This is a genomic window from Thauera sp. 2A1, from assembly GCF_009469595.2.
In the GTDB taxonomy this organism is placed as follows: Bacteria; Pseudomonadota; Gammaproteobacteria; order Burkholderiales; family Rhodocyclaceae; genus Thauera.
In genome coordinates this window covers 66,368-88,110 of record NZ_SSXV01000021.1, presented here as the reverse complement: position 1 = coordinate 88,110, position 21,743 = coordinate 66,368, and the positions used below count along the sequence as shown (strand labels likewise).

Below are 21,743 nucleotides of genomic sequence, written 5' to 3'. Positions count from 1 at the left end.
CGCAAGACCAGCATCAAGACCAAGCGATTGCTGGCTTCCGCTTCCGATGAACTCCGCGCCGAAATGCTCGGATTCCAACCGGAAGAGGAAGATGACGAATGATGAATGGGTAGCTGCGGCAGCCCTGCGCGATAGAGTACGCCGGGAAACTCGACAATCGCCGCCGTGCCGTTGACCGCCAGCCAGCTCAGGATGTGCAGGGTAAAGGCGAGGTCGGCCTTGCTCTTGGGGGCGAGCACACCCGCAGGGGCAAAGCGCGGATCGTTGATGAGCAGCGGGTTGGCATCGCCATCCCATTTGATCGAGTACGGCGGATTGGAGACGATGGCTTCAAACGGCTCGTCATCCCAGTGCGCTGGATCGGTAAGCGTGTCGCCATGGGCGATGTGGAACTTTTCATAGTTCACATCGTGCAGGAACATGTTGATCCGGCACAGGTTGTAGGTGGTCAGGTTGATCTCCTGCCCGTAGAAGCCCTGGCGCACCGCGTCATGGCCCAAGACCTTCACGAAATTGAGCAGCAACGAGCCGGAGCCGCAGGCGGGGTCGTAGACCTTGTTGACCTCGCTTTTGCCGACCACGGTGATGCGGGCCAGCAGTTCGGAGACCTCCTGCGGCGTGTAGAACTCACCGCCCGACTTGCCAGCGGTGGAGGCGTACATCTGCATCAGATATTCGTAGGCGTCGCCGAACAGGTCGATGGTGTTTTCCGTAAACCCGCCATCGCTGCTGGCCAACGGCAGGTCGCCGATGGCGTCGAGCAACTTGACCAGTTTTTCGTTGCGCTTGGCCACGGTGGGGCCGAGCTTGCTGCTGTTGACATCGAGGTCGTCGAACAGGCCCTTGATGTCGTCCTCGGAATCGCTGCCCGTGGCCGAGCCCTCGATGTCGGCAAAGATGCGTGAGAGCGTTTCGTTGAGGTTGGCATCATGCCGGGCGCGGGCGCGCACGTTGGCAAACAGTTCGGACGGCAGGATGTAAAAGCCTTTTTCCTTCACCGTCTCGGCACGACCGAATTCGGCATCGTTATCTGAGAGTTCTGCGTAGTCGAAGTCCGGGGTGCCCGCGCGGCGCTCCTGCTCATTGAGGTAGCTGGTCAGGTTCTCCGAGATGAAGCGGTAGAACAGCATCCCGAGCACGTAGGTTTTGAAGTCCCATCCATCGACGCTGCCGCGCAGGTCATTGGCGATGCGCCAGATGGTTTTGTGCAGCTCGGCGCGTTCGAGTTCTTTGTTGTTGCTCACGATGTCAAACCTCCCGCCGTTACCGCAGCAGCAGGAAGGCTGTTGTCAGCTGCAATCTCAAGATTCCAATGCGTGCTCAATACGTTTACAAGGCGCTTTTGCCGTGCAGTCAGCAGCGTGGGCGTCCACTCGCTTTCCGATCTGACTTCCTGCGTCAGCACGAAGGGTGAAGCGGTGCCCTTGCCTCTGAAGTAGGCATCTTTCTTCTTGGCAAAGTCGTAATTGCTGGCAGACGAGTTCTTGTTCCTATCCAGCGGAACCAGATTGGCCAAACGGTGCGTCCAGCCATCGCGCTCGTCTTCATCCGGGAACCACTTGATCCAGTCCGAACTGTCGGGCGGTGTTTGCGGCAGGACGTGCTCCAGCGACACGGCATCTTGAAGCTGCACGCCGGGCGCGCGCACCAAGGACTCAAGACGCAAGACGAGCGCCATCCGTGCCTTGGGCAGATCGTCGTACACGTCTCCATCGAGTGCCGCGACGAACTTGCGCTTTTGCGCGTCTGTCAGTGCCAGCGTGGTGAGCGCAACCAGATTTCCCTTGAAGGTCTCCGGTTCGATTTCCTTGGTGAGCGCAGCGTAGGTTTCGATGCGCTCGTTGATGCCGACCTTGGTGACCAGCAGGAAGTAGGTCAGGCGTTCCAGTGACTGGAAAAATTCGGCAAGCAGTTTGGGCTGCTGCCGGAAGCGCTTGAAATAAACAAGTGCTGGGGGCACCCAGTCCTTGAAGTCCACACGATTGAGCCACGACAAGTGCTCGTTGATGGTTTCAGCGTGCTCGGTGGCCTCGAAGTCGGCATCGCGCACGAAGTCCCACACTTCGGCATAGGGTTTGATGACCTTGTCGACGAGGTCGATAGGGGCCTTGTACTCGGTGACGTGCTCCTGGAACTCCTTGACCAGGATGTACTTCTGCTTCTTCTTGGCATAGATGCTGCGAATGTGGCCAAACAGGTCACCGAAGGCGTCGCGACCCAGTGAGCTTTCGATCCGGCTCCACTCTTTCGCGTATGCGCGGCTTTTGACTTCGCCTGCCGTGGTACGGATCAGGCCAAGCACCTGCGCCTTGATGATGTCGATAGGCGCGAGGTCGAGCCCCCGATTGTTGAGTACGGAGAAGATGCGGTATGCGGCTTCGAGGTCGGGCGTGGAGATGACAACCAGCGAACAGTCGTTGGCGAGGAACTGCCACAGCGCAATGAGGTCGGCAGGCGGAAGCGCCTTGGCCTTTTCGAGCAGCAGCGTGGCGTTTTCACGGTAACGCAGACGGCTGTCTTTCAGCTTGTCCGTACTGGCGACCAACTGTGCGATGCCACCCGGTTCCTGAATGTTGGTGCGGAAGAAGTCGGCATCCTCCTCGCGAGCTGTCAGGCGGTACTCGTTCTTCTCGCCAAGACTGACCTTGCCCTTTTTGTAGAGGAAGTCGGTGATGTCGTCTGCAGCATCCGGCATCACGGTGCGCAACACGGCGAATAGCATCGTGAGCGTAGACAGGCGTTGCTGGCCGTCGACCACCGATGACTTCGGGTCCCGGTCGTTCTTGATCAGAACAATGCTACCCAAGAAGTATTGGCTGCTGGCCCCCGAGACGCGCGCGTCCTGCATCGCCGAGTACAGATCATCGAACAGCTCTGTGGCCTGCTCGATTGTCCAGGCGTAGGGGCGCTGGTAGTCCGGAATCTCGAACTGGTAGCTGCCTTCGAAGATCTCTCGGATCAGTTTGTCGTGGGCTTCAAGTGTCTTGGCCATTGTGTTTTTCTTTCCCTATCGATTCTTTGCGCTGGTCGGCGCTTGGTAGCCAGGAGCCAGCTTTGCGTTTTCCACCCCGTACAAAGCCAGGGGATCACTGAGCCATAGTCGATACTGTTCCTCTCTGAGGCTGTGATCGGACGAGCAGTCCACACTCCAGCGAAGTAGCATGTAGCCCGCTACAGCGGCGCGAACACGCATCCGTATCGACCCGCCCGTCATCGCGTAATCCATTTGAGTGATCTCTGGGCGGGGCTGATCTGGATGCGGAACCAGCTCTAACTCGACAATCCGGGTCCACTGGATGTCTTGATCGCTTCTTTCATGGGGCAATACCGGTTGCCCCTTGAGGACGACAGGATTTTTGATTCGAGTGATGACGAAATCCCGGAACTCCTGCGACTTCCGGTCGAAGGCGCGTACGTGCCAACGCAGGCCGTTATCGATCAACGCGAATGGAACAATTTCTCGCCCGGACTTGCCGCTTGAGATTGAGTGATAGTCGACTGCCAGTGCGCATTCCTGATGGATTGCCCGGGTCACGCTCGCCAACACATCCAGATCCGGGTGCGTAAGCCGCGACGGACTCTCGCTGACCACCCACGCCTTGAGCCGCATCGGCTCGCCGTCACCAAAGCCTTGCGTCAGCCACGACATCACCCGCTCCGGAGGGTAATCGAACACGGGCCGGAAGTCCGGCCCCAAGACGTAGGCCTTGCCTTTGGGGTCATAGTCGATGTTGCCCGGAGACAACTCCTTATAGAGCGCCAAATCCCGGGTTGCCGCTGCGGACTGGATGCCAAACCGCGCAACCAAGTCCTGCCGACGGATCTCCCCCACGAAGCGCACACGCAGCTCAATGAAGGCGAGCCGGTCGCGCTGAGGCTGGGTCAGTTCTGCAAGTTGGTCTTTGGGCATTCCTGAGTGCTCTATCGGGTTAACGAATACTTGTGCGGGTTATTGCGTGAAGTATATAAGCTGCTCTAGAATGTGGCAATGCAATGTTTTTGAGTCTTGTATGCGTTGCATTGTGATTACCACATGACGGGCGATGCCCGCACTTTGGAGCATGGGAGTGAAAGCAGACAAAGCCATCGCGACCTACCGGCGCATGCGGGCGCAGCCGCTGTGGCGTCTGCTTGCCTCGACTACCGGGCCTACCGTCATTGGCCTGCTTCAGGCCCATCTGTATGAGGGCGAGCGAAGCCTCCCTGCCTCCATTTTTCACGAACGCATCGCAAGGGATCTCGAAGAGCTCCGCGCCCAAGGCGAAGACTTTCCCCAAACGGCACAGGCGTATGTCGCCAGCTGGCTCGCCGATGGGTTCCTCGAGCGACGCTTCCCGGCTGGCGCTTCCGAAGAGGAATATGAACTCTCCACGGCGGCCGTCGATGCCATTCGGTTTGTCTCTGGCCTGGCGCAGCCGCACTCCGCCGCGACCGAAAGCCGCCTGACGCTCGTCATCGAGGCTTTGGCCCGACTTGCCGAGGACACCGACACCGACAAATTCCGCCGCATCGACCGGCTCATGGCCGAGCAAGCACGCATCGACAAGGAGATTGACGCCATCCAGAAGGGGCAGATGCGCGTGCTGCCCCATACAACGGCGCTCGAGCGCACGCGGGAGATCATCACGCTGGCCGACGATCTGGCCGGTGATTTCCGCCGTGTCCGCGATCAGTTCGACCAGCTCAATCGCGATCTGCGTGAACGCATCATGGACAACGATGGCAATCGTGGAGATGTGCTGGATTCGCTGTTCGCCGGAATCGACCTGATTTCAGAGAGCGACGCCGGAAGGACTTTCTCCGCTTTCTGGCGATTGCTTACGGACCCAGAACAGGCCGCCACACTTGATCAGGCGCTCGATAGCGTGATGTCGCGGGAGTTCGTGGGGCAGCTCGAGGCCAAGGAGCGACGATTCCTTCTGCGGCTGACGCGCACCCTTCTTGAGCAGGGCGGCATGGTTCACGAGGTGCTCCAGACCTTCGCGCGCAGCCTGAAGCACTTCGTCCAGAGTCGTGAATACCTCGAGCAACGCCGACTCAATCACCTGCTGAAAGACGCCCAGCGCACAGCACTGGCCCTGAAGGATGAAGTCAGGGCCACAGAAACCCTCCAGTACACGCTGGAACTCACGAGCAGTCGGTTGCGCTCCTTGTCTCAATGGGTTCTGCACGACCCATCCCTACAAGCATTGCCCGGGCAGATGGCAGAAGGGGATGCGCCGCCCATCGATCTAGAGTCTGTGAGCGAACTGGTCGCACAGTCCGAGATCGACTTCCGAACCCTGAAGGCCAATGTGCTGGCAGTCCTGGAGCAACGCTCCCAGGCCTCGATTGCCGACGTGCTGGAACAGTTCCCCGCTGCACAGGGGCTGGGCAGCGTCGTCGGCCTGCTGGCGTTGGGCAGTCGGCATGGGTTCAAGGCCGACCACAGTGAAACCGTAGGCTGGGTTGGAGGCGACGACGAGCGTCGTAGCGCCCGAATTCCAAAGATCTTCTTTTTGAGGGAGCGGGCCAATGAACTGGTCTGAAAATGGGTCCATCAGCGACGAATCGGCAGTGCCAGCCGAAGCACAGGCTCCAGATGCTGCTCAGACACCTGCCAACACCCTGTTCTTGGGCGACAGTGGCGAGTTGGCACTGGATTCCAGGCGCGCCCTGGTGCAGCTACTGGCAGGGCCATCGCTCGACGGACGTCGACATCCAAAACTCTGGCCGATCTTGGTACGAGACGAAGCGGTGATCCGTCGGCGTCTTGCCGAGCTGTTTCTCGAACTGGTTATTGACCGAGACGTACAAGTGGCTTTCACGCGCCAGGCAGATACCGGCGACCTTGAGGTGCCTCTCCTGTTGCGCCGCGCCCAGCTGACGTTCATTGACTCCATACTGCTGCTCCACCTCCGCCAGCGATTGACCCAGGCGGACTCGCAGGGCGACCGTGCTGTGGTGTCGACAGACGAGATCACAGAGTTTCTCACCCTCTATGAGCGCGCCGCCAACACCGACCGTGCAGGATTCGTGAAACGGGTTCACGCCTCCGTCGAGAAGATCAAGAAGCACAGCATCCTGCAGAAAATTCGCTCGAGTGAGGATCGCTTCGAGATTTCGCCGACGCTGAAGCTCCTCTTCTCGGCAGAGGAAATTCAAGCGCTGACGCACCTGTATCAGCGCATGGCTGCCGGAGAAACGCCAGCGCAACTGGTTCAGACTGACGCCGATGAGGAGGCCGACCAATGATCTCGGAACCCCAAACCGCCTCCCTGTTTGCCCGCGAGCAGTTCCGGATGACCCGCCTGCAGGTTTACAACTGGGGCACTTTCTCCGGCCTACACGACGTGCCGATCAGCGAACGAGGCTTTCTGTTTGTGGGTCGATCCGGCGCAGGGAAGTCGACGCTTCTCGATGCGTTTTCGGCGTTGCTGACGCCACCTCGCTGGATCGATTTCAACGCTGCTGCGCGCGAGGCAGACCGCAGCGGTCGTGATCGGAACCTCGTTACCTACATACGTGGTGCGTGGGCTGAACAGAAGGATGGGGAGTCGGGAGAGATCGCGACCCGCTACCTGCGCGCAGGGACGACCTGGTCAGCCTTGGCACTGACCTACCAGAATGCCTTGGGTCAGTCTGTTGTGTTGGTTCAGGTGTTCTGGCTGCGGGGCAATGCAAACGGCAGCACCGACGTCAAACGCCACTACCTTGTCATGGAGCGGGCCTTTGACCTGGGCGAGCTGGAGGACTTTGGTCAGTCAAACTTCGACATCCGAAAGCTCAAGCAGTCCTTCCCGGAGGCATTCGCTCGCGACGAATTCCGCCCCTATTGCGAACGGTTCTGCCGTCTGCTCGGCATCGAGAGCGAAATGGCGCTGCGTTTGCTGCACAAAACCCAGTCGGCCAAGAACCTCGGTGACCTCAATACCTTCCTGCGCGACTTCATGCTCGACAAGCCCGAGACCTTCGAAGTAGCGGATCGCTTGGTTAGTGAATTTGGCGAACTCAATGCTGCCCACCAGGCGGTAGTCACGGCCCGCGAGCAGGTTCAAACGCTCGCGCCAGCACGGGAGCAGCATCAGCGTAGGGACTCGTTGATGCTGCAACGTAATGGACTGGAGGAGCTTCGGCTGGGCGTTGATGGCTACCGGGAAACCCGACGCATTGAGCTTCTCAAGGAGCACGTGGCAGCCCTGGAGGTGCAAGCCAACGGCTCAGAAGGTGAAGTGGGGCGGCGTCAAAGCACTCTGGAGAACCACGCCGCAATCTTGCGCGATCTGGAGCGACAGCACCGTGAAGCAGGCGGTGATCAGATCGAACAATGGGAAGCCGAGAAATCGGGGCTGGAGGGCCTGCGCACGGATCGCCTGCGCAAACGTGGTCAGGCTGAAGAGGCTTGCAAGAAGCTGGGCTGGAGCCTCCCTGATTCACCTCAAGCCTTCGCGGAACTGTTGGGCAACGCGCGGCAGGAGGTTGAAAACTGGGAGCAGCGCAGCAACGATAGCCGCGCCGAGCAGTTCCGCCTGGACAGAGAAAAGAAGGATGCCGAGACTGCGTTTTCGCAAGCACTGAAAGAGGTGCAGGCACTCCAGCGCCAGCCATCGAACATTCCGGCGGACATGCTGGAAATGCGTCGAGACATCGCTGCCGCCATCGGGATCTCGGAGTCGGCACTTCCCTTTGTTGGCGAACTTGTCGAGGTAAAGCCTGACGAGGCCGAATGGCAGGGGGGCATTGAGCGCGTACTGCACGGGTTTGCGCTCTCACTCCTGGTAGACGAGCGCCAGTATTCGGCATTGGCCAATCACATCAACACCACCCACCTTGGGCAGCGCTTGGTGTATTACCGGACTGGCCGCCCGGAGACGTGGCAGGCCAAGCCCATTGGTGCCAATTCGCTCGTCCTCAAGCTGAACGTCAAGGATGGGACGTATGCCGATTGGCTCCAGGCCGAACTACGGCAACGCTTCGATTACGCGTGCGTCGACTCTATTCAGTCCTTCAGGAGCGCAGATCGAGCCATCACCCGTGAAGGCCAGGTCAAGCACAGCAAAACCCGGCACGAAAAAGATGACCGTAGAAGTGTCGGCGACCGACGAAACTGGGTGCTCGGATTCGATAACAGGGAGAAGCTCGGGCTCTTTCAAGCTCAGGCGCAGGAGCTGGCTGACACCATTTCTCGCCTCGGCGGGGAGATCGACAAACTCTCCGACCAAGACAAGAATCGTGCGACCCGAGCGATGCAGTGCCAAACCCTGGTGAATCTCCAGTGGCAGGAAATCGATTTGCTCCCATTGCTGGATCGCATTTCCACCATTGAGCGGCAGATCCGCGAAGCTCGCGAGGGCAACACCACCCTACTGCAGCTCAGTGAGCAGATCGAGAAGCAAAAGAAACTCGTCGATGATGCTGATAAGGATCTTCGGCAGGCCACGCGTGCGCACGACTCGATTCTTGACCAGATCAAGACCAGTACGCAGAAACTGGAATCGATCCTGCAGGACGCGTCTATCGTTCCTTTGACGCCCCACCAGGTTTCCGGACTCGACGAGCGCTTCGCCAAGCAGTCAGATGCCGTCCGGCTCGACAACCTCGACAAGGTGACAACCTCTGTAGAACGCGCACTAAATGCGGAGATCGAAGAGGTCAACCGTGGGATTGGTGCCTGCGAGAAGGAAATAGAGGCGCGCTTCGCCGATTTCAAACGTCAGTGGCCCATGGACGCTGGCGACATGGACACGAGCCTCGCCAGCGCGCCAGACTTCTTCGCCAAACTGGTTCGGCTGGAAACGGATGGCCTGCCCGCCTATGAGCAGCGCTTCTTCGAACTGCTGCAGAACCAAAGCCACCAGAATCTGGCGGCGCTTTCCACCTACCTGAACGATGCGCGCAAAGCCATCCTTGAGCGAATGGATCTGGTCAACGATAGCCTTGGCCAGGTGCCGTTTAACCAAAGCGCCAATCAACGCACCTATCTACACATCGATGCCAGCGACCGGCAGCTTGTCGACGTCAAGGAGTTCAAGCAGGAAATCCAGCAGGCTCTGAGCCATGCGTGGACGGAGGACCGCGAGTTTGCTGAGGCACGGTTCCTGGCCCTACGCCGACTTGTTGATCGACTCGCCAGTCAGGACCCCGAGCAAAAACGTTGGCGTGAAACCGTGCTCGACGTTCGGCAACATGTGGAGTTCATCGGACGGGAAATCGATGAAAGCGGCGTCGAGGTCGAGATCTACCGCAGCGGAGCAGGCAAGTCTGGCGGTCAACGACAGAAGCTGGCCACCACGTGCTTGGCCGCTGCATTGCGGTATCAGCTGGGCGGGAACGACCACGGCGTGCCGATGTACGCGCCCGTCGTGCTTGATGAAGCCTTCGACAAGGCTGATAACGAGTTCACCGCTTTGGCGATGAACATCTTTACCAATTTCGGATTCCAGATGGTAGTCGCTACACCGCTGAAGTCCGTCATGACCCTTGAACCATTCATCGGTGGTGCCTGCTTCGTAGATATCAGCGACCGGCGCGTTTCAGGCGTCCTGCTGATCGAGTACGACGGTGACCGTCAGCGGTTGAAGCTCCCAGAGCACGCACGAGAGGAGGCTAGCGTTGAAGCTTCCTGAAGAAGTCAGGCAGGCCCTTGTCCGTCGCTTTCAGAGCAAGCACCGCGAGTGGTTGATCGGTGATGCGGGCGAAAGCCTGTGGCCGCTGGAGGTTGCGCTCGGTGCACCGACGGAACAGGCTGCGCTGAGACAAGTCGATGGTGTTCGTGCTTGGGTGAGCGCATGGCAAGGCTGGCAAGGGGTCGGCACCCTATCCTGGTGTGAGCGGCGGTGGAAGGCGCTTGGTGCCCAGCGACTGCCAGAGAAACTAGTGTTGCGCGGTCCCGAAGACGTTGCCATGTGGATTGGTGAATCCGCACGGTGGGAGCGCGCCCAGTCTCGCTACCGGTCGCTCATTGCCCGCTGGCCGGTAGTGGCGCAGCAGTTGCCGAGATACTTTGATGTCCTCGCAGACTACAGCGATGCCGACTATCAAAGGCTGACAGAGATGCTGGATTGGATTGCGAGCCATCCGAACTCCAACCTGTATCCCCGCCAGCTGCCGGTATCAGGACTGGACAGCAAGTGGCTTGATGGGCGCAAAGGGCTGCTGACGGATCTGGTGGCCGCAATACAGGAGGACTCATCCAGCGACCTGGATTTTTATCAGCGGTGTGGCCTGAAGGCTCCACCACTCCTTGTGCGCATGAGGGTGCTGGATCAGTCGTTGCGAGTTCATGTCGGAGGCGTGGGTGACATCACTGCGCCGGTTGACGACCTCGCAGGTATCAGTTGGCCTGTCTCGCATGTGTTCATTGTTGAGAACCTTCAGACGGGACTGGCAATGTCCGACATGCCGGGCGCTGTCGTGTTCATGCGCCTAGGCTATAACGTTGACGTGTTGGCCCGGCTACCTTGGCTTGCCCGTGCGAGGTGCATCTACTGGGGTGACTTGGATACCCATGGATTTGCCATTCTGCATCGCGCCCGTTCATACATTCCAGAGTTGCAATCCGTGCTCATGGACGAAGAGACTTTGCTTCGACACAAGGCACTGTGGGTGGACGAGGCGGCGCAGCATTCAGCAGCGGAACTGACGCTCCTGACCAAGGATGAGCAGGAGCTTTATCGGGATCTCAAGCAGCAGCGCTGGGGACAAAACGTTCGCTTGGAGCAGGAGCGAATCGACTGGACTACCGCATGGAACGTGTTGCAACGGCTTGGCGTCCGCACCTAGTCAAGGTCTGTGGTGCGTTGGGCATTGCCCGATGCACATCGCCGTAGTACCGTAGTTGCTGCATCTGGCCTAACTACTTGCAGTCGTTATGGCGAATGAATCGGATGAAAGCACCCTGGATAGGTGCCGCTGTTCGCTCATCCGTACGCCCGTCTACGAATGGGCAGGCCAGCGGCGAGCCTGTCGGCCATCGCTCCTGGTCGCGGACGAAAAAGGGACGTCCGCCTCAGGGGTGATGACCCTGATATATCCAGATTGTTAAAGAACAACGTATCGCCCACACGGGCAGCACTACGACCTTCTGGCAGGAAGGATTTGGCTCACCATTTCTGAGTACGTGCCATTCACTTGTCCAGCGTCACCATACGAACGATGCTGTCAAACTCGTTCAGCACGTCAGGGTGATTCCTCGTCAAGTGACGCAGAATGGCTTCGTTGGCCATGAGCTTGGCGAGATAGCCCTTGGCCAGCACCAGGTTGAGGATGTCCTGACCGTAGGTTTGCTCGGCGAGCTTGAACTGCTCTTGGAGGTTGCCCATCTCCCTCTCCATCTTGGCCATCTGGTCGGCGCTGACGCCGGTCATCTTCTTGGGCTTGGTCTCACCGACGAGCAAGTTGCTGGGTGTCGCCGCAACCAAGGCTTGGGCATAGGCGACCGTAATGTTGTTGGCGCTGACCATCAGTTCGACGCACTCAACCTGACGCGTCGGCTTGAGCTTACGCAGCACCGCACCAAGGTTTGCCGAAAACGTCTGGTCCCGCAGCAACTCGGCGGCCTCCGGGCAGATCCCTTCCAGCAGGTTTAGCTTCTTGATGATGTGGCTGATGTCCACGTCCAAGGCCTTCGCCAGCTTTTCCGGGGTGACGCCCCGTTCGACAGCGCGACGGATCATGAGGTGCTCCTGAATGCTGGAGAGGCGATTGATCCGGTTGTTGTAGGTGTAGCTTTCGTCATCCGTGGCCACCAGGCAGGGAGCCTTGTCGAAGCCCAGTTGTTTCAGCGCGACCAGTCGTGTGTGCCCGTCCAGCAAGATGTGCTGCCCCTCGCGGTTGGGCTTTCCCACCGACAGGGGTTCGATCAGCCCGACCGCCTCAATAGATGCGGTGATCTGCTTGAATTTCCGTGAGGCAAGCAAGCCTTCTGGCGTCTTACGCGAGGGCAGGACGGAAGAGAGGGACAGAACCAATGGCTCCGGAACGAAGCCCAAGGGCAGTTTGCTCATGCGCCGCTCCCTCGAGCCCAGACCCGCTCCGCCAGATACTGGGGCAGTGTGTCCAGCCCCTCCGCGCGCAGCAGGGTGGTGAAATTCTCGTCGGCCAGCAGTTGGCGCAGGGCCCCGACAATGAACAGCAAGTTGCGTTGAGCGGTCTCTGCTTTCCTGACCAGCAGCTTTTGTCGCTCGACTTCGCGCTGGTAGTTCCTCACCAGGCTGGACGTGGTGACATCCTCATTGGTCTTGCGGGAGGTCATCCTGCCGCCGATGGACTTGCCTTGGGTGCGGCGACGTTCGATCACACGACGGGCTTGGATCAACTGGCTGCCACGCAGCTTTCCAGTTTCGTAGGCATCTTGCAATGCGGCTTGAATGGCTTTCTCGTCGCTGCCCGCGCCTGCGATGGTGATCGCCGCATTGAGGGGGATGCGCCCGCTGCCGACGGCCATCAGCAGTCGTTGCTCACCGTTCTGCAGCAACTGCAGGATGCCCTGCACGTACTCCGGACTCAGGCCTGTTTTCTGGGCAATGGACTTCTTGTCGTAGCCCTGATCCCGCAGCTGCTCGATGCCGGACAGCAATTCCAACGGGCTGAACTTTCGCCGGGCGATGTTCTCGGTGAGGCTCATGATGAAGGCCGATTCGTCATCGACGTTAATCACCATTGCCGGGATCTCTTGATGCCCGAGCGTCTTGAAGGCCTTGAACCGCCCCTCGCCGCAGATGAGGAGATAGTGCTCGCCATTGCTCCCTGGACGCGGCGTCACGATGATTGGCTTTTTCAGGCCAATGTTCTGGATGTTGCCGACGATCTGCTCGAAGACCCGGCTGTTGCGCTCGCGGGGGTTGAGAACCTCAATCCGGTTGAGCGGAATCATCCGCAACTCCGAATGCCGATGCTCTTTGTCTTGACTCATGCGGCCCTCCGTATGCGGATGCGCCGCGCCATGCCGTAGAGGTAGTCCAGACTGTCGAAGCGATAGCACTCAAACTCGATGCCGTTGTGGTCGGCTAAATGGATGCGTGCCTGACCGAAGTCCAGTCGCGGCAGCAGGTAGTAGTCCAGGGCAGCCTGGTTGCTGTCGTCCAGCCGAACGGCCACCGTGATGTCGGGCGCGAGGCTGGTGTCGAAGCGCACCTTCCAGCGCCGTCGCCCGTTGTCGAGCAATTGGCACCGCGCCAGCACCAGTGAAACGGTGAACTCGCGATTCACCGTGAGAAGGTCGGTGGCCGGGTCACGTTCGACGTTGCCGCCGACCTCGGCAATCGTGCGTTCGGTCTGGCTGACGATCTCTGGATGCAGTCTGCGCAGAAACTGATTCACCTCCAGATACTGGTAGTCGCGATCCGGAGTGAAGCCCACCGCCTGGTAGGCGCGAACCAAACTGCCGAATCGATGTGCATAGGCCGCCGCAGACGGCATGCCATCTGCCTCATCGATGATCAGGCCGGAGAGGTACCCGTGGCGCTGGTACAGATTGCGCAGCTTCTCGATCAACTCCTCGTCGCTGTAGCGATGTGCCCTTGCGCGCAAGATGCCCTGCGCCGTGTAGAAGAGCTCCGGCGGCACGATGCCCTCGAACGCACCTTCCTTCTTGATCCACATGTCGGGGCTGTTAACCACCCGGTGCTTCTTGAGCTTGAAAGACCGCCTGTTGTAGATGTTGTTGCCGATGTATTTCTCGTTGGACAGTACCTCGCGGACGGTTGCTCGCGTCCAATCCCGCCCAAGGTCAGTGCGCGTTCCTTGTGCGTTCAGCCGTTCGGCAATGTCCAGCTCCGTCAGGTTGTCGGTGACAAACCAGCGGTAGATCTGGTTGACCACGGCGACCTCATCATCCGGTCCCGGCTGAAGAATGACACGGTCGGTTTGCAGGCTCTTGTGCTCGCCGCGAGCCAATTCACCTTTGAGCGTGCCGGACTGATCGATCAGCACACGTCGCAGCCCATAGCCAGCCGGGCCACCCTGGCGGAAACCCAACTCGATCAGGCGGCACTGCCCGGCAAACACCTTGGCCGACAACTCCCGGCTGTATTCGCCAGCCATCGCACGCTTGACGCCCTTGACGATGGTCGACACAGGCGAGCCGTCGTTTTCGAACTGCTCTGCGCAGTACGCGACCTGGATTCCGGCGCGGCGGCAAATGTATTCGTAATAGGCGCTCTCATCGGCATCCTGAAACCGGCCCCAGCGGCTGACGTCGTAGACGAGAATGATCTGGAAGTCCGCGATGCCTGCCTCGACGTCCTTGATCAGTTGCTGCAGCGCTCGCCGCCCATCGATGCGCAAGCCGCTCTTGCCCTCGTCGGCATAGGTGCGAACGATTTCGATGTTGCGCCGAGCCGCGTACTCGCGGATCTTGTCGGCTTGGTTTTCCGTCGAATACTGCTGGTGCTCGGTCGACATCCGCACGTACTCGGCGGCCCGAAATGTCGGTGGCTGATCCGCCCCCGGAATGGAGAACTCTTCTGCCTGCATAGACCCGATCACTTTATGTTGTGTGAACTTGCTCTCGGGCCTGCCTTTCACCTCATTGGCATACACGTGGCCTGCAATGCGCGGCCGGAATGCACATGGTTGAAATTGTTGCCATCCAGGATGATCGAGAGCCCATTTGGGCTTGAAGTTAAGGCTGTATTCCCCGGGTGTCGATCAAGTCATCTCTTGACGCATCCATCTTGCATTCACAGGTTTCGCACAGCAGCGTGATTTCAACTACCCAAGAGCCCGGTGTTCCATTGGGAAATTCCGGACGTCTTGTGATCCGGTAGATGCCGGAAGGCAGCGCTGACACGTCCATCTTTACAGGATCGATGACTGCCTGCCGATGGGCGGCGGTAGGTTGTTCCCCTTGATCGCCATTGGCCTGTTGTTCGTCTCGGTGATTGCGCCAATAGTCGTGATTGCGCTGTGACCACGCGCGTTGGGCCGCCTGCTGATTGATGCGGTAGTCAGGATCGGATTGGAGTTTTGCCCGCTGCCAGTCGCGCTTGCGAGCCCGCTGGCATTCAGGGGCGGAGCAGAACGCTTGGTCGGGAACCTGTGGGCGGGGTTCGAAGGGGTGGCCGCAGTGTGCGCAAAGTCGAGTAGTCATCGTGGTCTCCATGCAAAGTCCGTATGGAGACCGCCACTGACCGTGGCGAAGGGCGCGAAGCGGCTGCCCTATGAAGGGATATTCAACGAGCGACGGTGTTCAACGCGGGTGCCAATGCCACGCTCAAGCGGCCAACGATGGCGGCCAAGGGTTCTGGCGGAAGTTCGTTCTTCTTGAGAAATGCCAGCCACAGCGCCTGGCGCGAAGCGTCGTGCGCAAACTCGTCCGTCAGGCCGACTGGCAGCGCATCAGGAAGCGCCATGCCCCGTCTTTCGAACGTGGCCTTGATCGCCTGGGCCAGCAGATCAGTGTCCAGAGTTTCTCGTTCCAACAGCACAGACAGATCGAAGTAGTCCTTCAAGCGGCTGTTGGTCATGCCCAGCAACGCGATGGCGTGGAGCTTTTCTGCGATGACGGTGTACGTTGGGTAGGCCCGCAGCCGTGGCGCGGGCATTTCCTCCAGCAGTACTGGGTAGACCGAATCAACAGGCGCAGGGGTGACGGCGTCGCCGAAGCCGACATCGATTTGGGTCTTGCAGCGTGCTCTGGCCAGGTCGCCTGCAATCATCACGCGAACGCCACCGTAGCCAGCTTCCTTGCGGATCTCCTCGACCGTGACGGAGGCTGGGTCGAACACAATGCCGTCGTCGACTGGTACAGCTGCGATGTCCCGGAATACTTGGGCCACTGACTCCAGATCACTGGCACCGAAACCCAAGAGGTCGGCATCGCGTGTGGCCCGGTGTGGCATGTCGTACCAGAGCGTGAACAGCAGCGCACCTTTGAGCAGAAAGCGGTCCGCGTGCGGCGACTGGGTCAGCCGGTAGAGGATGCGCTCCAAGGCGAAGCGCACCAGCACCTGATTGAAATCGACGCCTTGCGCCTTGGCGACATTGAGCAGACGCGCACGGACGGATGCCGCGACATTTGGGGTAGCCGCACTCATCCGACACTCTCCAGATAGGGTCGCATCACATTGGCCACGCGGCATATCTTGGCGAAACGCCAGATGTCGTCGACGGAGGCTTTGCTGCGCGCCCGGGCGTCCTTCAGCGCCTCAAGCGCCACATCCAGCCCGATCTTGTTGCGGTGCTTGAAGCAGTCCGCCACGGTCTTGGCCACGCCGTACACCCGGAGCCTGACACCGTCGCGTTCGACTTCCTCAATCCCTGCCGAGTAGGCATCACCCGTGAACTGCACCATCTTGACGGGCGGGTAGTCGACCCGGGGCGGGTGGCTGCCCCGAGGCATGGCGATCCAGATCTGACGCGGCAGCTGTGTGGTCAGCTCATGAAACTGCAGCGCCGTAAGCAGGCAGAACACCGCTTGAGGTACCTTGGTGGCGATGGTGCCAAGGCTCTCGAATTCCGAAACCTGTGCATCCGGCAGACGGTACAGGCCACGCCCCACCTTCTCTAGTAGACCCGCAGCGGTCAGGCGCGTCAGAACGACCCGCGGCGCACTGATGGCGTCCAGATCGCTGGCGCGCAGTAGCCCCTTCTGGCTGGCCAGATCGAGGACGCGTTGATTGTGGGTACTGGAGAGCATGGGTGGAGTATGTTCCGTTATTTCGTCGAATGCAACTTCTGGAAGACAAAACGAAACATTTAGCCCACGTTCTCCCGTTATCGCTGTTGGCAAACGATCCGCTGGGCGCGCTACAAATCGGGGGTGTGGCCGCTTCAATCGCAGCATCCCCTACACGAAAACCTTTTAAGCGAAATTATTTGATGATAGAATCCGCTTGAACGAAATACGATGACGGAGTTGCCAATGGCCCAGCCGAACCAAGAAACGATCCATGACCTGCTTGTGAGGAATATCCCGCGTGAGCTTGTCATGGGCCTCGAAGAAGCCAAGCTGGTCGGCGCTCAACGTGCCTATGCTGCGGCGCGAGGGATGGATGACGGGCACTTGCCCAGCGTGGTGGGGCAGTTGCGCCACTTCCATATGAACGAGTCCTTCCATCGCGCTCTCGCCGTTGCAGACGCATCTCCCTCACCGCTACGCGGCAATCAGATCGTCACAGGCCGGTCTGGGATATTCACCTTGGCACGGTTCAACACCAAGTATGGGGTCTGGAACAGCGGGCGGCGTAGCGAAACCCGAAAACAGATGTCCCTGGCGAACGCAGCCATCGAGCCGCTGGTTCAACCCGGACTCTTTTCAGGCTACGTGGAGCCATCCCAAGCGGTTGTGTTCGTCGTGGCCTGCTTTGCAGGATCGCTGCACAGCCAGCCGGACACACCCGTCTCCATCGAAATCGCGGTTCCAGATCGCCACATGCAAGGCTGGCTTTTCCGGGAACCCATTGACGCATTCATCAAGCACTACGACCAGCAGCCGACAGCAGGCCAGGACGATTTGGCTGTGCCGAAGCTGAAGAAGAACATTGGCAAACAACAAGACAAAGACGGAACAGGATCATGAGTAGGGGTGGTGTACAAGGATTTCAGAAAGATCGACTTAGCCAAATTCTTGCGGCCCGTCGTCTGACTCAAGTCCAGCTGGCCTCAATGGTCGACGTGTCTCCGGCGACCGTCAGTAAGTGGCGCGCAGGAACGCAAGCCCCCGAGCGTGACGCGCTTGAACGCCTTGCTGGCGTGGTCAACGTCACGCCGGAATGGTTTACGCGTGCGCCCGGGGCGAAGTTGTCGTTGCCGCTTTTTCGCAGCAACGCGTCAGCGCACGTCGCTGCACGAGCCATGCTGGAGGCCCGCCTTGAGTGGGCCCAGGACGTGGCGGCTGCCCTGATGGAGTACGTTGACTACCCCGATGTCAATTTGCCCTCTCGTGATTACACCGAGCCGGAGCAGATCACTAACGAGGACATCGAGAAGGCTGCCTGCGAATGCCGGGATCTGTGGCGTTTGGGCCGCTCGGCGATTCAAGACTTGGCACTGGCCGTGGAAGGCGCTGGGGTCATCCTCGTTCGGGAAGAAACCGGCGTTGCCCAGATTGAAGGACTGTCGGCTTGGAGCGAGGTATTGGGCCGACCGTTGATTCTCCTGTCCGCCGACAAGGACAATGGTTACCGCAGTCGCTTCGACCTTGCCCACGAAATCGGGCATCTTGTTCTGCATCGTCACATTCAGCGCACGACTGACAGCGCACGCCACAAACTGATGGAGCAGCAGGCGCACCGCTTCGCAGGCGCATTTTTGCTGCCCGCCGAAACGTTCGCCAGCGAAGTTCGTGTGCCACCGACTCTGGATGACTTGTTGCTGTTGAAGCGCCGTTGGGGCGTGTCGGCAGCGGCGATCATCATGCGGCTCAAAGCACTTGAGATGCTGGATGAAGATGGTGCTCTGATGCTTTTCAAGCGTCGCTCTGCTCGGTGGGGTGCGAAATCGGAGCCCGGAGACGAGGATCGTCGCCCAGAGCAGCCACGTCTGCTTCGTCGCACCATTGATCTGTTGGTCGAAGAGAAGGTCATGCCTTTGGACGCTATCCCGAGACACATCGGACTGGCTGCGGGCGACGTGGAAGCACTCGCCGGATTACCTGAAGGCTACTTCCAGGGCAAAACCAATGTCGTGGAGTTTGCGCGACTGAAAGCAACCCAGAAGCAGGTTGATGACCAACCAGCCCAAGGCAATAAGGTGGTGCCATTCCGGCCCGTCTCCAAATCCTGATGTGAAAGGAGCAGCGATGTCCAAGAACACAAAGCAGACGTCCTCACGAATTGGTCGGCTGGCGTCGGAAACGCTGCAAAGCAGCAGTTCGTCGCAAGTGGCCAAGAGTCTGGCCGCCTCGGCACTGTCTCAGCGCAGCGGCGACAAACAGACTGGTGCCCAGATGGAGGACAAGGCCGCACGCGTTTTGGCCAGCGACCGATACGCCAAAGAGACGAAAGAACTGGCGGCCTCGGTCCTGTCTCAAGCCAACAAGCAGCGCTGAGCCAGGGATTCGAGTCCCTCATGTCACAGGATCTGAGCGACTCGCAACTGAAGGATCTCTGGCGGCAGGGAAAAATCCCGGTCATCTTCAAGCGCAATAAGCCACTCCCGGTCTTGGCGCGCATTCCGTTTGCCGAAGGGAACATGGAGTGGCTGCGGGATGGCCGACGCTTGAAGCCCGATTGGTGTGCGCAGTTCAAGGCCTGGGAAATTCCGACGGCGTGATCAAACTTGCGCTGAGGCGACACCAAGAGGTCTACGTGATCCAGTTGTACCGGGAGCACCAGAAATGCGCTCCGGCATGCTGGAACGCTGAGGGCTTTCACTGCGAATGCTCCTGCATGGGGGAGAACCACGGCGGTGGTCATCCAGGCGGCAACTGGTACGAGGTTTCCGAAACCTTTGCCGTGTCCTGGGGGCAGCAGCGCTATTCATGCCGCCATCTGAAGGTCAAGAACCTCGGGCGCTGACCGTGGCAGCGCAAGCTATCGAAGGTCGGAAATGCGCGGAGACAGCCAAAGTTCACCCGGACCTCCGCATCGTATATAATCTCGCCTACGGTGTCCTCGCCGGTGAGGCAGGAAGGTTCTTTCTAGTAGGGGACTACACCACCAAAAAAAAGCAAAAACGCCGATCGTATTGATCGGCGTTTTTGCGTTCACACAGCGCGCTTTTACGCGGCTGTGCCGTCCCACCACGAATGCAGGTTGCCTGGCCATGTACAAAGCGACGCGGGATTTCATCGACGCCAGGCAGAAGTTCGCCCGCTTCGAGGTGAAGGCGGTCAGCGTGAAGCAGATCGGTGGAGGCACTGCAGACAGTGGCTACATGAACGCCCATGGGCGCATCGATCGCGAGCGCAACATCAGGATCGTCAGCGGCTGGCTGGTGAAGCCCTACGACAGGATGCTGAGGAAGACGGAAATCCTGCAGCACTGGTGGAACGTGGATGCGACCGCGAAGATCTATTTCGACGTTTCGCCGGACGTCGGGAAGGACTGCGAGTACGTGCTCGACATGGATCTGGCCGAGTTCGGCATCAAGAACTTCGACGACCCGGCGGGCAACGTCTGTTACGCCGTGCACCTGCGCGATGGCAAGTACACGATGGTCGATCGCATTTTCGGCGAGCTGTTCTACAAGTCGATCGAGACGCTGGAGACCGCCTCGCTGTTCAAGAAGGTGATCTGAGCCCATCTCCCCGAGGGGCATCGGCAGCATATGGCCGGTCGTGCAATGCCCTCCCGAAGTCGTTCAAAACATGTGGGTTTTTGCCGCGCGCGGGTGAATTTCGGGGCTGTCGCCATGTCTCCAGCAGGGTGGTCCGGGCACAGGAGGGTGCGCCGGCGTCGCCCCGTTCCGCTCGCCCTTCGCGCCCGGCGACGACGAAGTGGCTGATTTTGCTCAATTTTTGTGCGGCTTGCGGGGTGCTATAATGCGCTCCCGATTGGTCGTCCCCTGTTACGCATGCAGCTCTACGCCCTTGGCCTGAACCACCACACCGCACCGCTTGCGATCCGCGAGCGGGTGGCGTTTCAGCCCGAGCACATGGGACAGGCCTTGCACGATCTCGCGCGTGCGGATTCGGTCCGCGAGGCCGCCATCCTCTCCACCTGCAACCGCACCGAGCTCTACTTCGCCGCGGAACACCCGCAGTACGCCGCCGACTGGCTGGCGCGCTTCCATGACCTGTCGCTGAACGACATGTCGCCCTACCTGTACGCCTACCCGCAGCGCGATGCGATCCGCCATGTGTTCCGCGTTGCCAGCGGGCTGGATTCGATGGTGCTGGGCGAGCCGCAGATACTCGGCCAGGTGAAGGAAGCCGCGCGCCGCGCGGAAGAGGCGGGCACGGTCGGTACTTTGCTGCACAAGCTGTTCCAGAACACCTTCGCGGTGGCGAAGGAGGTGCGCTCGACCACCGCGATCGGCGCCAATACGGTGTCGATGGCTGCGGCCGCGGTGCACCTGACCGAACGCATCTTCGAACGGGTCTCCGACCAGCACGTGCTGTTCATCGGCGCCGGCGAGATGATCGAACTCTGTGCGGCGCACTTCGCCGGGGCCAGACCGAAGTCGATGATGGTGGCCAACCGGACCGCCGAGCGCGCTGCCTTGCTGGCGTCGCGCTTCGGTGCCGGCACCATGCGCATCGACCAGATCGGCGACATGCTGCCGCGCTTCGACGTGGTGGTGTCCTGTACCGCCGCGCCCCTGCCCATCGTCGGCCTGGGCATGGCCGAGCGCGCAGTGAAGGCGCGCCGCCACCGCCCGATGGTGATGGTGGATCTCGCCGTGCCGCGAGACATCGAGCCCGAGATCGGTGAACTCGATGACGTGTTCCTGTACACGGTGGACGACCTCGCGCAAGTGGTCGACGCCGGCATGGAATCGCGCCAGCAGGCGGTGGTGGAGGCCGAGCAGATCATCGACACCCGTGTCGATGGCTTCCTGCACTGGATGGAGGCGCGCGATGCGGTGCCGACGATCCGCGCGCTGCGCGAGCACGCCGAGGCCTTGCGCCAGCACGAAATGGAGCGCGCGCTGCGCCTGCTCGCCAAGGGCGAGGACCCGCAGCGGGTGCTTGAGGCGCTGTCCCATGGCCTCATGAACAAGCTGATGCATGGACCCTCGCGCTTTCTGAACCATGCCGAGGGCGAGGCGCAGGCGGAGGCTGGACGCTTGGTGCAGCAGTTGTTCAATCTGCCGCGCAACGGCTAGCCGCGCAGGCTTCGAATCGCCTTTCGCCGCGGGCGTGGTAGCCGCGTCGCGAC

19 protein-coding genes and 1 pseudogene are annotated in these 21,743 nt (G+C 59.9%); 11 read left to right on the top strand and 9 right to left on the bottom strand.

The genetic code is table 11. The features are described 5' to 3' along the window. Nucleotides 1–182 precede the first annotated feature (182 nt). The 3 genes and pseudogenes from GH664_RS17255 to GH664_RS17245 all read right to left on the bottom strand — a co-directional run. Nucleotides 183–1,244, bottom strand: a pseudogene (locus GH664_RS17255) (type I restriction-modification system subunit M); the annotation flags it as partial. Further along, complete coding sequence (locus tag GH664_RS17250; RefSeq protein ID WP_153169301.1) at nucleotides 1,241–2,992, bottom strand: DUF262 domain-containing protein; 1,752 nt, start codon at nucleotides 2,990–2,992, stop codon at nucleotides 1,241–1,243. The gene GH664_RS17250 and the pseudogene GH664_RS17255, both read right to left, overlap by 4 nt. Nucleotides 2,993–3,007: 15 nt before the next feature. Continuing rightward, entirely contained in the window at nucleotides 3,008–3,910 is a 903-nt protein-coding gene (locus tag GH664_RS17245) for a WYL domain-containing protein (RefSeq protein WP_153169300.1), read from the bottom strand. Nucleotides 3,911–4,067: 157 nt separating this feature from the next. Between GH664_RS17245 and GH664_RS17240 the strand changes: the two genes are divergently transcribed. Genes GH664_RS17240 through GH664_RS17225 form a run of 4 tightly spaced genes read left to right on the top strand, consistent with a single transcriptional unit; the run spans nucleotide 4,068 to nucleotide 10,761 of the window. Continuing rightward, entirely contained in the window at nucleotides 4,068–5,528 is a 1,461-nt protein-coding gene (locus tag GH664_RS17240; RefSeq protein WP_153169299.1) for a DUF3375 domain-containing protein, read from the top strand. Beyond that, nucleotides 5,515–6,234, top strand: a complete 720-nt coding sequence (locus tag GH664_RS17235; protein WP_153169298.1) for a DUF4194 domain-containing protein — start codon at nucleotides 5,515–5,517, stop codon at nucleotides 6,232–6,234. Before GH664_RS17240 ends, GH664_RS17235 begins: the two co-directional genes overlap by 14 nt. Next, nucleotides 6,231–9,605 (top strand): ATP-binding protein, encoded by a 3,375-nt coding sequence (locus GH664_RS17230; RefSeq protein ID WP_153169297.1) that lies wholly within the window; start codon nucleotides 6,231–6,233, stop codon nucleotides 9,603–9,605. Before GH664_RS17235 ends, GH664_RS17230 begins: the two co-directional genes overlap by 4 nt. Continuing rightward, nucleotides 9,592–10,761, top strand: a complete 1,170-nt coding sequence (locus GH664_RS17225; protein ID WP_153169296.1) for a Wadjet anti-phage system protein JetD domain-containing protein — start codon at nucleotides 9,592–9,594, stop codon at nucleotides 10,759–10,761. The genes GH664_RS17230 and GH664_RS17225 overlap by 14 nt, the downstream gene beginning before the upstream one ends. A gap of 344 nt (nucleotides 10,762–11,105) precedes the next feature. Here the strand turns inward: GH664_RS17225 and GH664_RS17220 are convergent, their stop codons facing one another. From GH664_RS17220 to GH664_RS17195, 6 genes are all read right to left on the bottom strand, one after another. Then, nucleotides 11,106–11,984: a plasmid partitioning protein RepB C-terminal domain-containing protein gene (locus tag GH664_RS17220; protein ID WP_153169295.1), complete on the bottom strand. Its 879-nt coding sequence runs from the start codon at nucleotides 11,982–11,984 to the stop codon at nucleotides 11,106–11,108. Beyond that, nucleotides 11,981–12,892 (bottom strand): ParB/RepB/Spo0J family partition protein, encoded by a 912-nt coding sequence (locus GH664_RS17215; protein ID WP_150427978.1) that lies wholly within the window; start codon nucleotides 12,890–12,892, stop codon nucleotides 11,981–11,983. Before GH664_RS17215 ends, GH664_RS17220 begins: the two co-directional genes overlap by 4 nt. Beyond that, on the bottom strand, nucleotides 12,889–14,520 hold the full coding sequence (locus tag GH664_RS17210; protein WP_228111589.1) for a recombinase family protein: 1,632 nt from the start codon (nucleotides 14,518–14,520) through the stop codon (nucleotides 12,889–12,891). Before GH664_RS17210 ends, GH664_RS17215 begins: the two co-directional genes overlap by 4 nt. Nucleotides 14,521–14,602: 82 nt before the next feature. Beyond that, nucleotides 14,603–15,070, bottom strand: coding sequence for a hypothetical protein (locus GH664_RS17205; protein WP_153169294.1), 468 nt, complete (start codon nucleotides 15,068–15,070; stop codon nucleotides 14,603–14,605). 82 nt (nucleotides 15,071–15,152) lie between these two features. Next, a complete protein-coding gene (locus GH664_RS17200) occupies nucleotides 15,153–16,016 on the bottom strand; it encodes a nucleotidyl transferase AbiEii/AbiGii toxin family protein (protein ID WP_153169293.1) in 864 nt (287 codons plus the stop codon). Next, nucleotides 16,013–16,618: a type IV toxin-antitoxin system AbiEi family antitoxin domain-containing protein gene (locus tag GH664_RS17195; protein ID WP_062794306.1), complete on the bottom strand. Its 606-nt coding sequence runs from the start codon at nucleotides 16,616–16,618 to the stop codon at nucleotides 16,013–16,015. Before GH664_RS17195 ends, GH664_RS17200 begins: the two co-directional genes overlap by 4 nt. A gap of 225 nt (nucleotides 16,619–16,843) precedes the next feature. Between GH664_RS17195 and GH664_RS17190 the strand changes: the two genes are divergently transcribed. The 7 genes from GH664_RS17190 to hemA all read left to right on the top strand — a co-directional run bounded on the left by GH664_RS17190 (nucleotide 16,844) and on the right by hemA (nucleotide 21,690). Further along, complete coding sequence (locus GH664_RS17190) at nucleotides 16,844–17,500, top strand: alpha/beta hydrolase (protein ID WP_153169292.1); 657 nt, start codon at nucleotides 16,844–16,846, stop codon at nucleotides 17,498–17,500. Continuing rightward, nucleotides 17,497–18,705, top strand: coding sequence for an XRE family transcriptional regulator (locus GH664_RS17185; protein WP_153169291.1), 1,209 nt, complete (start codon nucleotides 17,497–17,499; stop codon nucleotides 18,703–18,705). Before GH664_RS17190 ends, GH664_RS17185 begins: the two co-directional genes overlap by 4 nt. A gap of 16 nt (nucleotides 18,706–18,721) precedes the next feature. Beyond that, nucleotides 18,722–18,970 (top strand): hypothetical protein, encoded by a 249-nt coding sequence (locus tag GH664_RS17180; RefSeq protein ID WP_020200504.1) that lies wholly within the window; start codon nucleotides 18,722–18,724, stop codon nucleotides 18,968–18,970. 20 nt (nucleotides 18,971–18,990) lie between these two features. After that, on the top strand, nucleotides 18,991–19,194 hold the full coding sequence (locus GH664_RS17175) for a hypothetical protein (protein ID WP_228111588.1): 204 nt from the start codon (nucleotides 18,991–18,993) through the stop codon (nucleotides 19,192–19,194). A gap of 116 nt (nucleotides 19,195–19,310) precedes the next feature. Beyond that, nucleotides 19,311–19,439: a hypothetical protein gene (locus tag GH664_RS17170; RefSeq protein ID WP_255424949.1), complete on the top strand. Its 129-nt coding sequence runs from the start codon at nucleotides 19,311–19,313 to the stop codon at nucleotides 19,437–19,439. A gap of 247 nt (nucleotides 19,440–19,686) precedes the next feature. Next, complete coding sequence (locus GH664_RS17165) at nucleotides 19,687–20,160, top strand: hypothetical protein (RefSeq protein ID WP_153169290.1); 474 nt, start codon at nucleotides 19,687–19,689, stop codon at nucleotides 20,158–20,160. Between the two features lie 276 nt (nucleotides 20,161–20,436). Next, nucleotides 20,437–21,690, top strand: coding sequence for a glutamyl-tRNA reductase (gene hemA, locus GH664_RS17160; RefSeq protein ID WP_153169289.1), 1,254 nt, complete (start codon nucleotides 20,437–20,439; stop codon nucleotides 21,688–21,690). The last annotated feature ends 53 nt before the right edge of the window (nucleotides 21,691–21,743 follow it).

What these genes read in the sequence shown, in the direction of transcription:
- GH664_RS17250 (WP_153169301.1), bottom strand. Translation starts at nt 2,992, where the DNA reads ATGGCCAAGACACTTGAAGCCCACGACAAACTGATCCGAGAGATCTTC.
- GH664_RS17245 (WP_153169300.1), bottom strand. Translation starts at nt 3,910, where the DNA reads ATGCCCAAAGACCAACTTGCAGAACTGACCCAGCCTCAGCGCGACCGG.
- GH664_RS17235 (WP_153169298.1), top strand. Translation starts at nt 5,515, where the DNA reads ATGAACTGGTCTGAAAATGGGTCCATCAGCGACGAATCGGCAGTGCCA.
- GH664_RS17230 (WP_153169297.1), top strand. Translation starts at nt 6,231, where the DNA reads ATGATCTCGGAACCCCAAACCGCCTCCCTGTTTGCCCGCGAGCAGTTC.
- GH664_RS17220 (WP_153169295.1), bottom strand. Translation starts at nt 11,984, where the DNA reads ATGAGCAAACTGCCCTTGGGCTTCGTTCCGGAGCCATTGGTTCTGTCC.
- GH664_RS17215 (WP_150427978.1), bottom strand. Translation starts at nt 12,892, where the DNA reads ATGAGTCAAGACAAAGAGCATCGGCATTCGGAGTTGCGGATGATTCCG.
- GH664_RS17205 (WP_153169294.1), bottom strand. Translation starts at nt 15,070, where the DNA reads ATGACTACTCGACTTTGCGCACACTGCGGCCACCCCTTCGAACCCCGC.
- GH664_RS17200 (WP_153169293.1), bottom strand. Translation starts at nt 16,016, where the DNA reads ATGAGTGCGGCTACCCCAAATGTCGCGGCATCCGTCCGTGCGCGTCTG.
- GH664_RS17195 (WP_062794306.1), bottom strand. Translation starts at nt 16,618, where the DNA reads ATGCTCTCCAGTACCCACAATCAACGCGTCCTCGATCTGGCCAGCCAG.
- GH664_RS17190 (WP_153169292.1), top strand. Translation starts at nt 16,844, where the DNA reads ATGGCCCAGCCGAACCAAGAAACGATCCATGACCTGCTTGTGAGGAAT.
- GH664_RS17185 (WP_153169291.1), top strand. Translation starts at nt 17,497, where the DNA reads ATGAGTAGGGGTGGTGTACAAGGATTTCAGAAAGATCGACTTAGCCAA.
- GH664_RS17180 (WP_020200504.1), top strand. Translation starts at nt 18,722, where the DNA reads ATGTCCAAGAACACAAAGCAGACGTCCTCACGAATTGGTCGGCTGGCG.
- GH664_RS17175 (WP_228111588.1), top strand. Translation starts at nt 18,991, where the DNA reads ATGTCACAGGATCTGAGCGACTCGCAACTGAAGGATCTCTGGCGGCAG.
- GH664_RS17170 (WP_255424949.1), top strand. Translation starts at nt 19,311, where the DNA reads ATGGGGGAGAACCACGGCGGTGGTCATCCAGGCGGCAACTGGTACGAG.
- GH664_RS17165 (WP_153169290.1), top strand. Translation starts at nt 19,687, where the DNA reads ATGTACAAAGCGACGCGGGATTTCATCGACGCCAGGCAGAAGTTCGCC.
- hemA (WP_153169289.1), top strand. Translation starts at nt 20,437, where the DNA reads ATGCAGCTCTACGCCCTTGGCCTGAACCACCACACCGCACCGCTTGCG.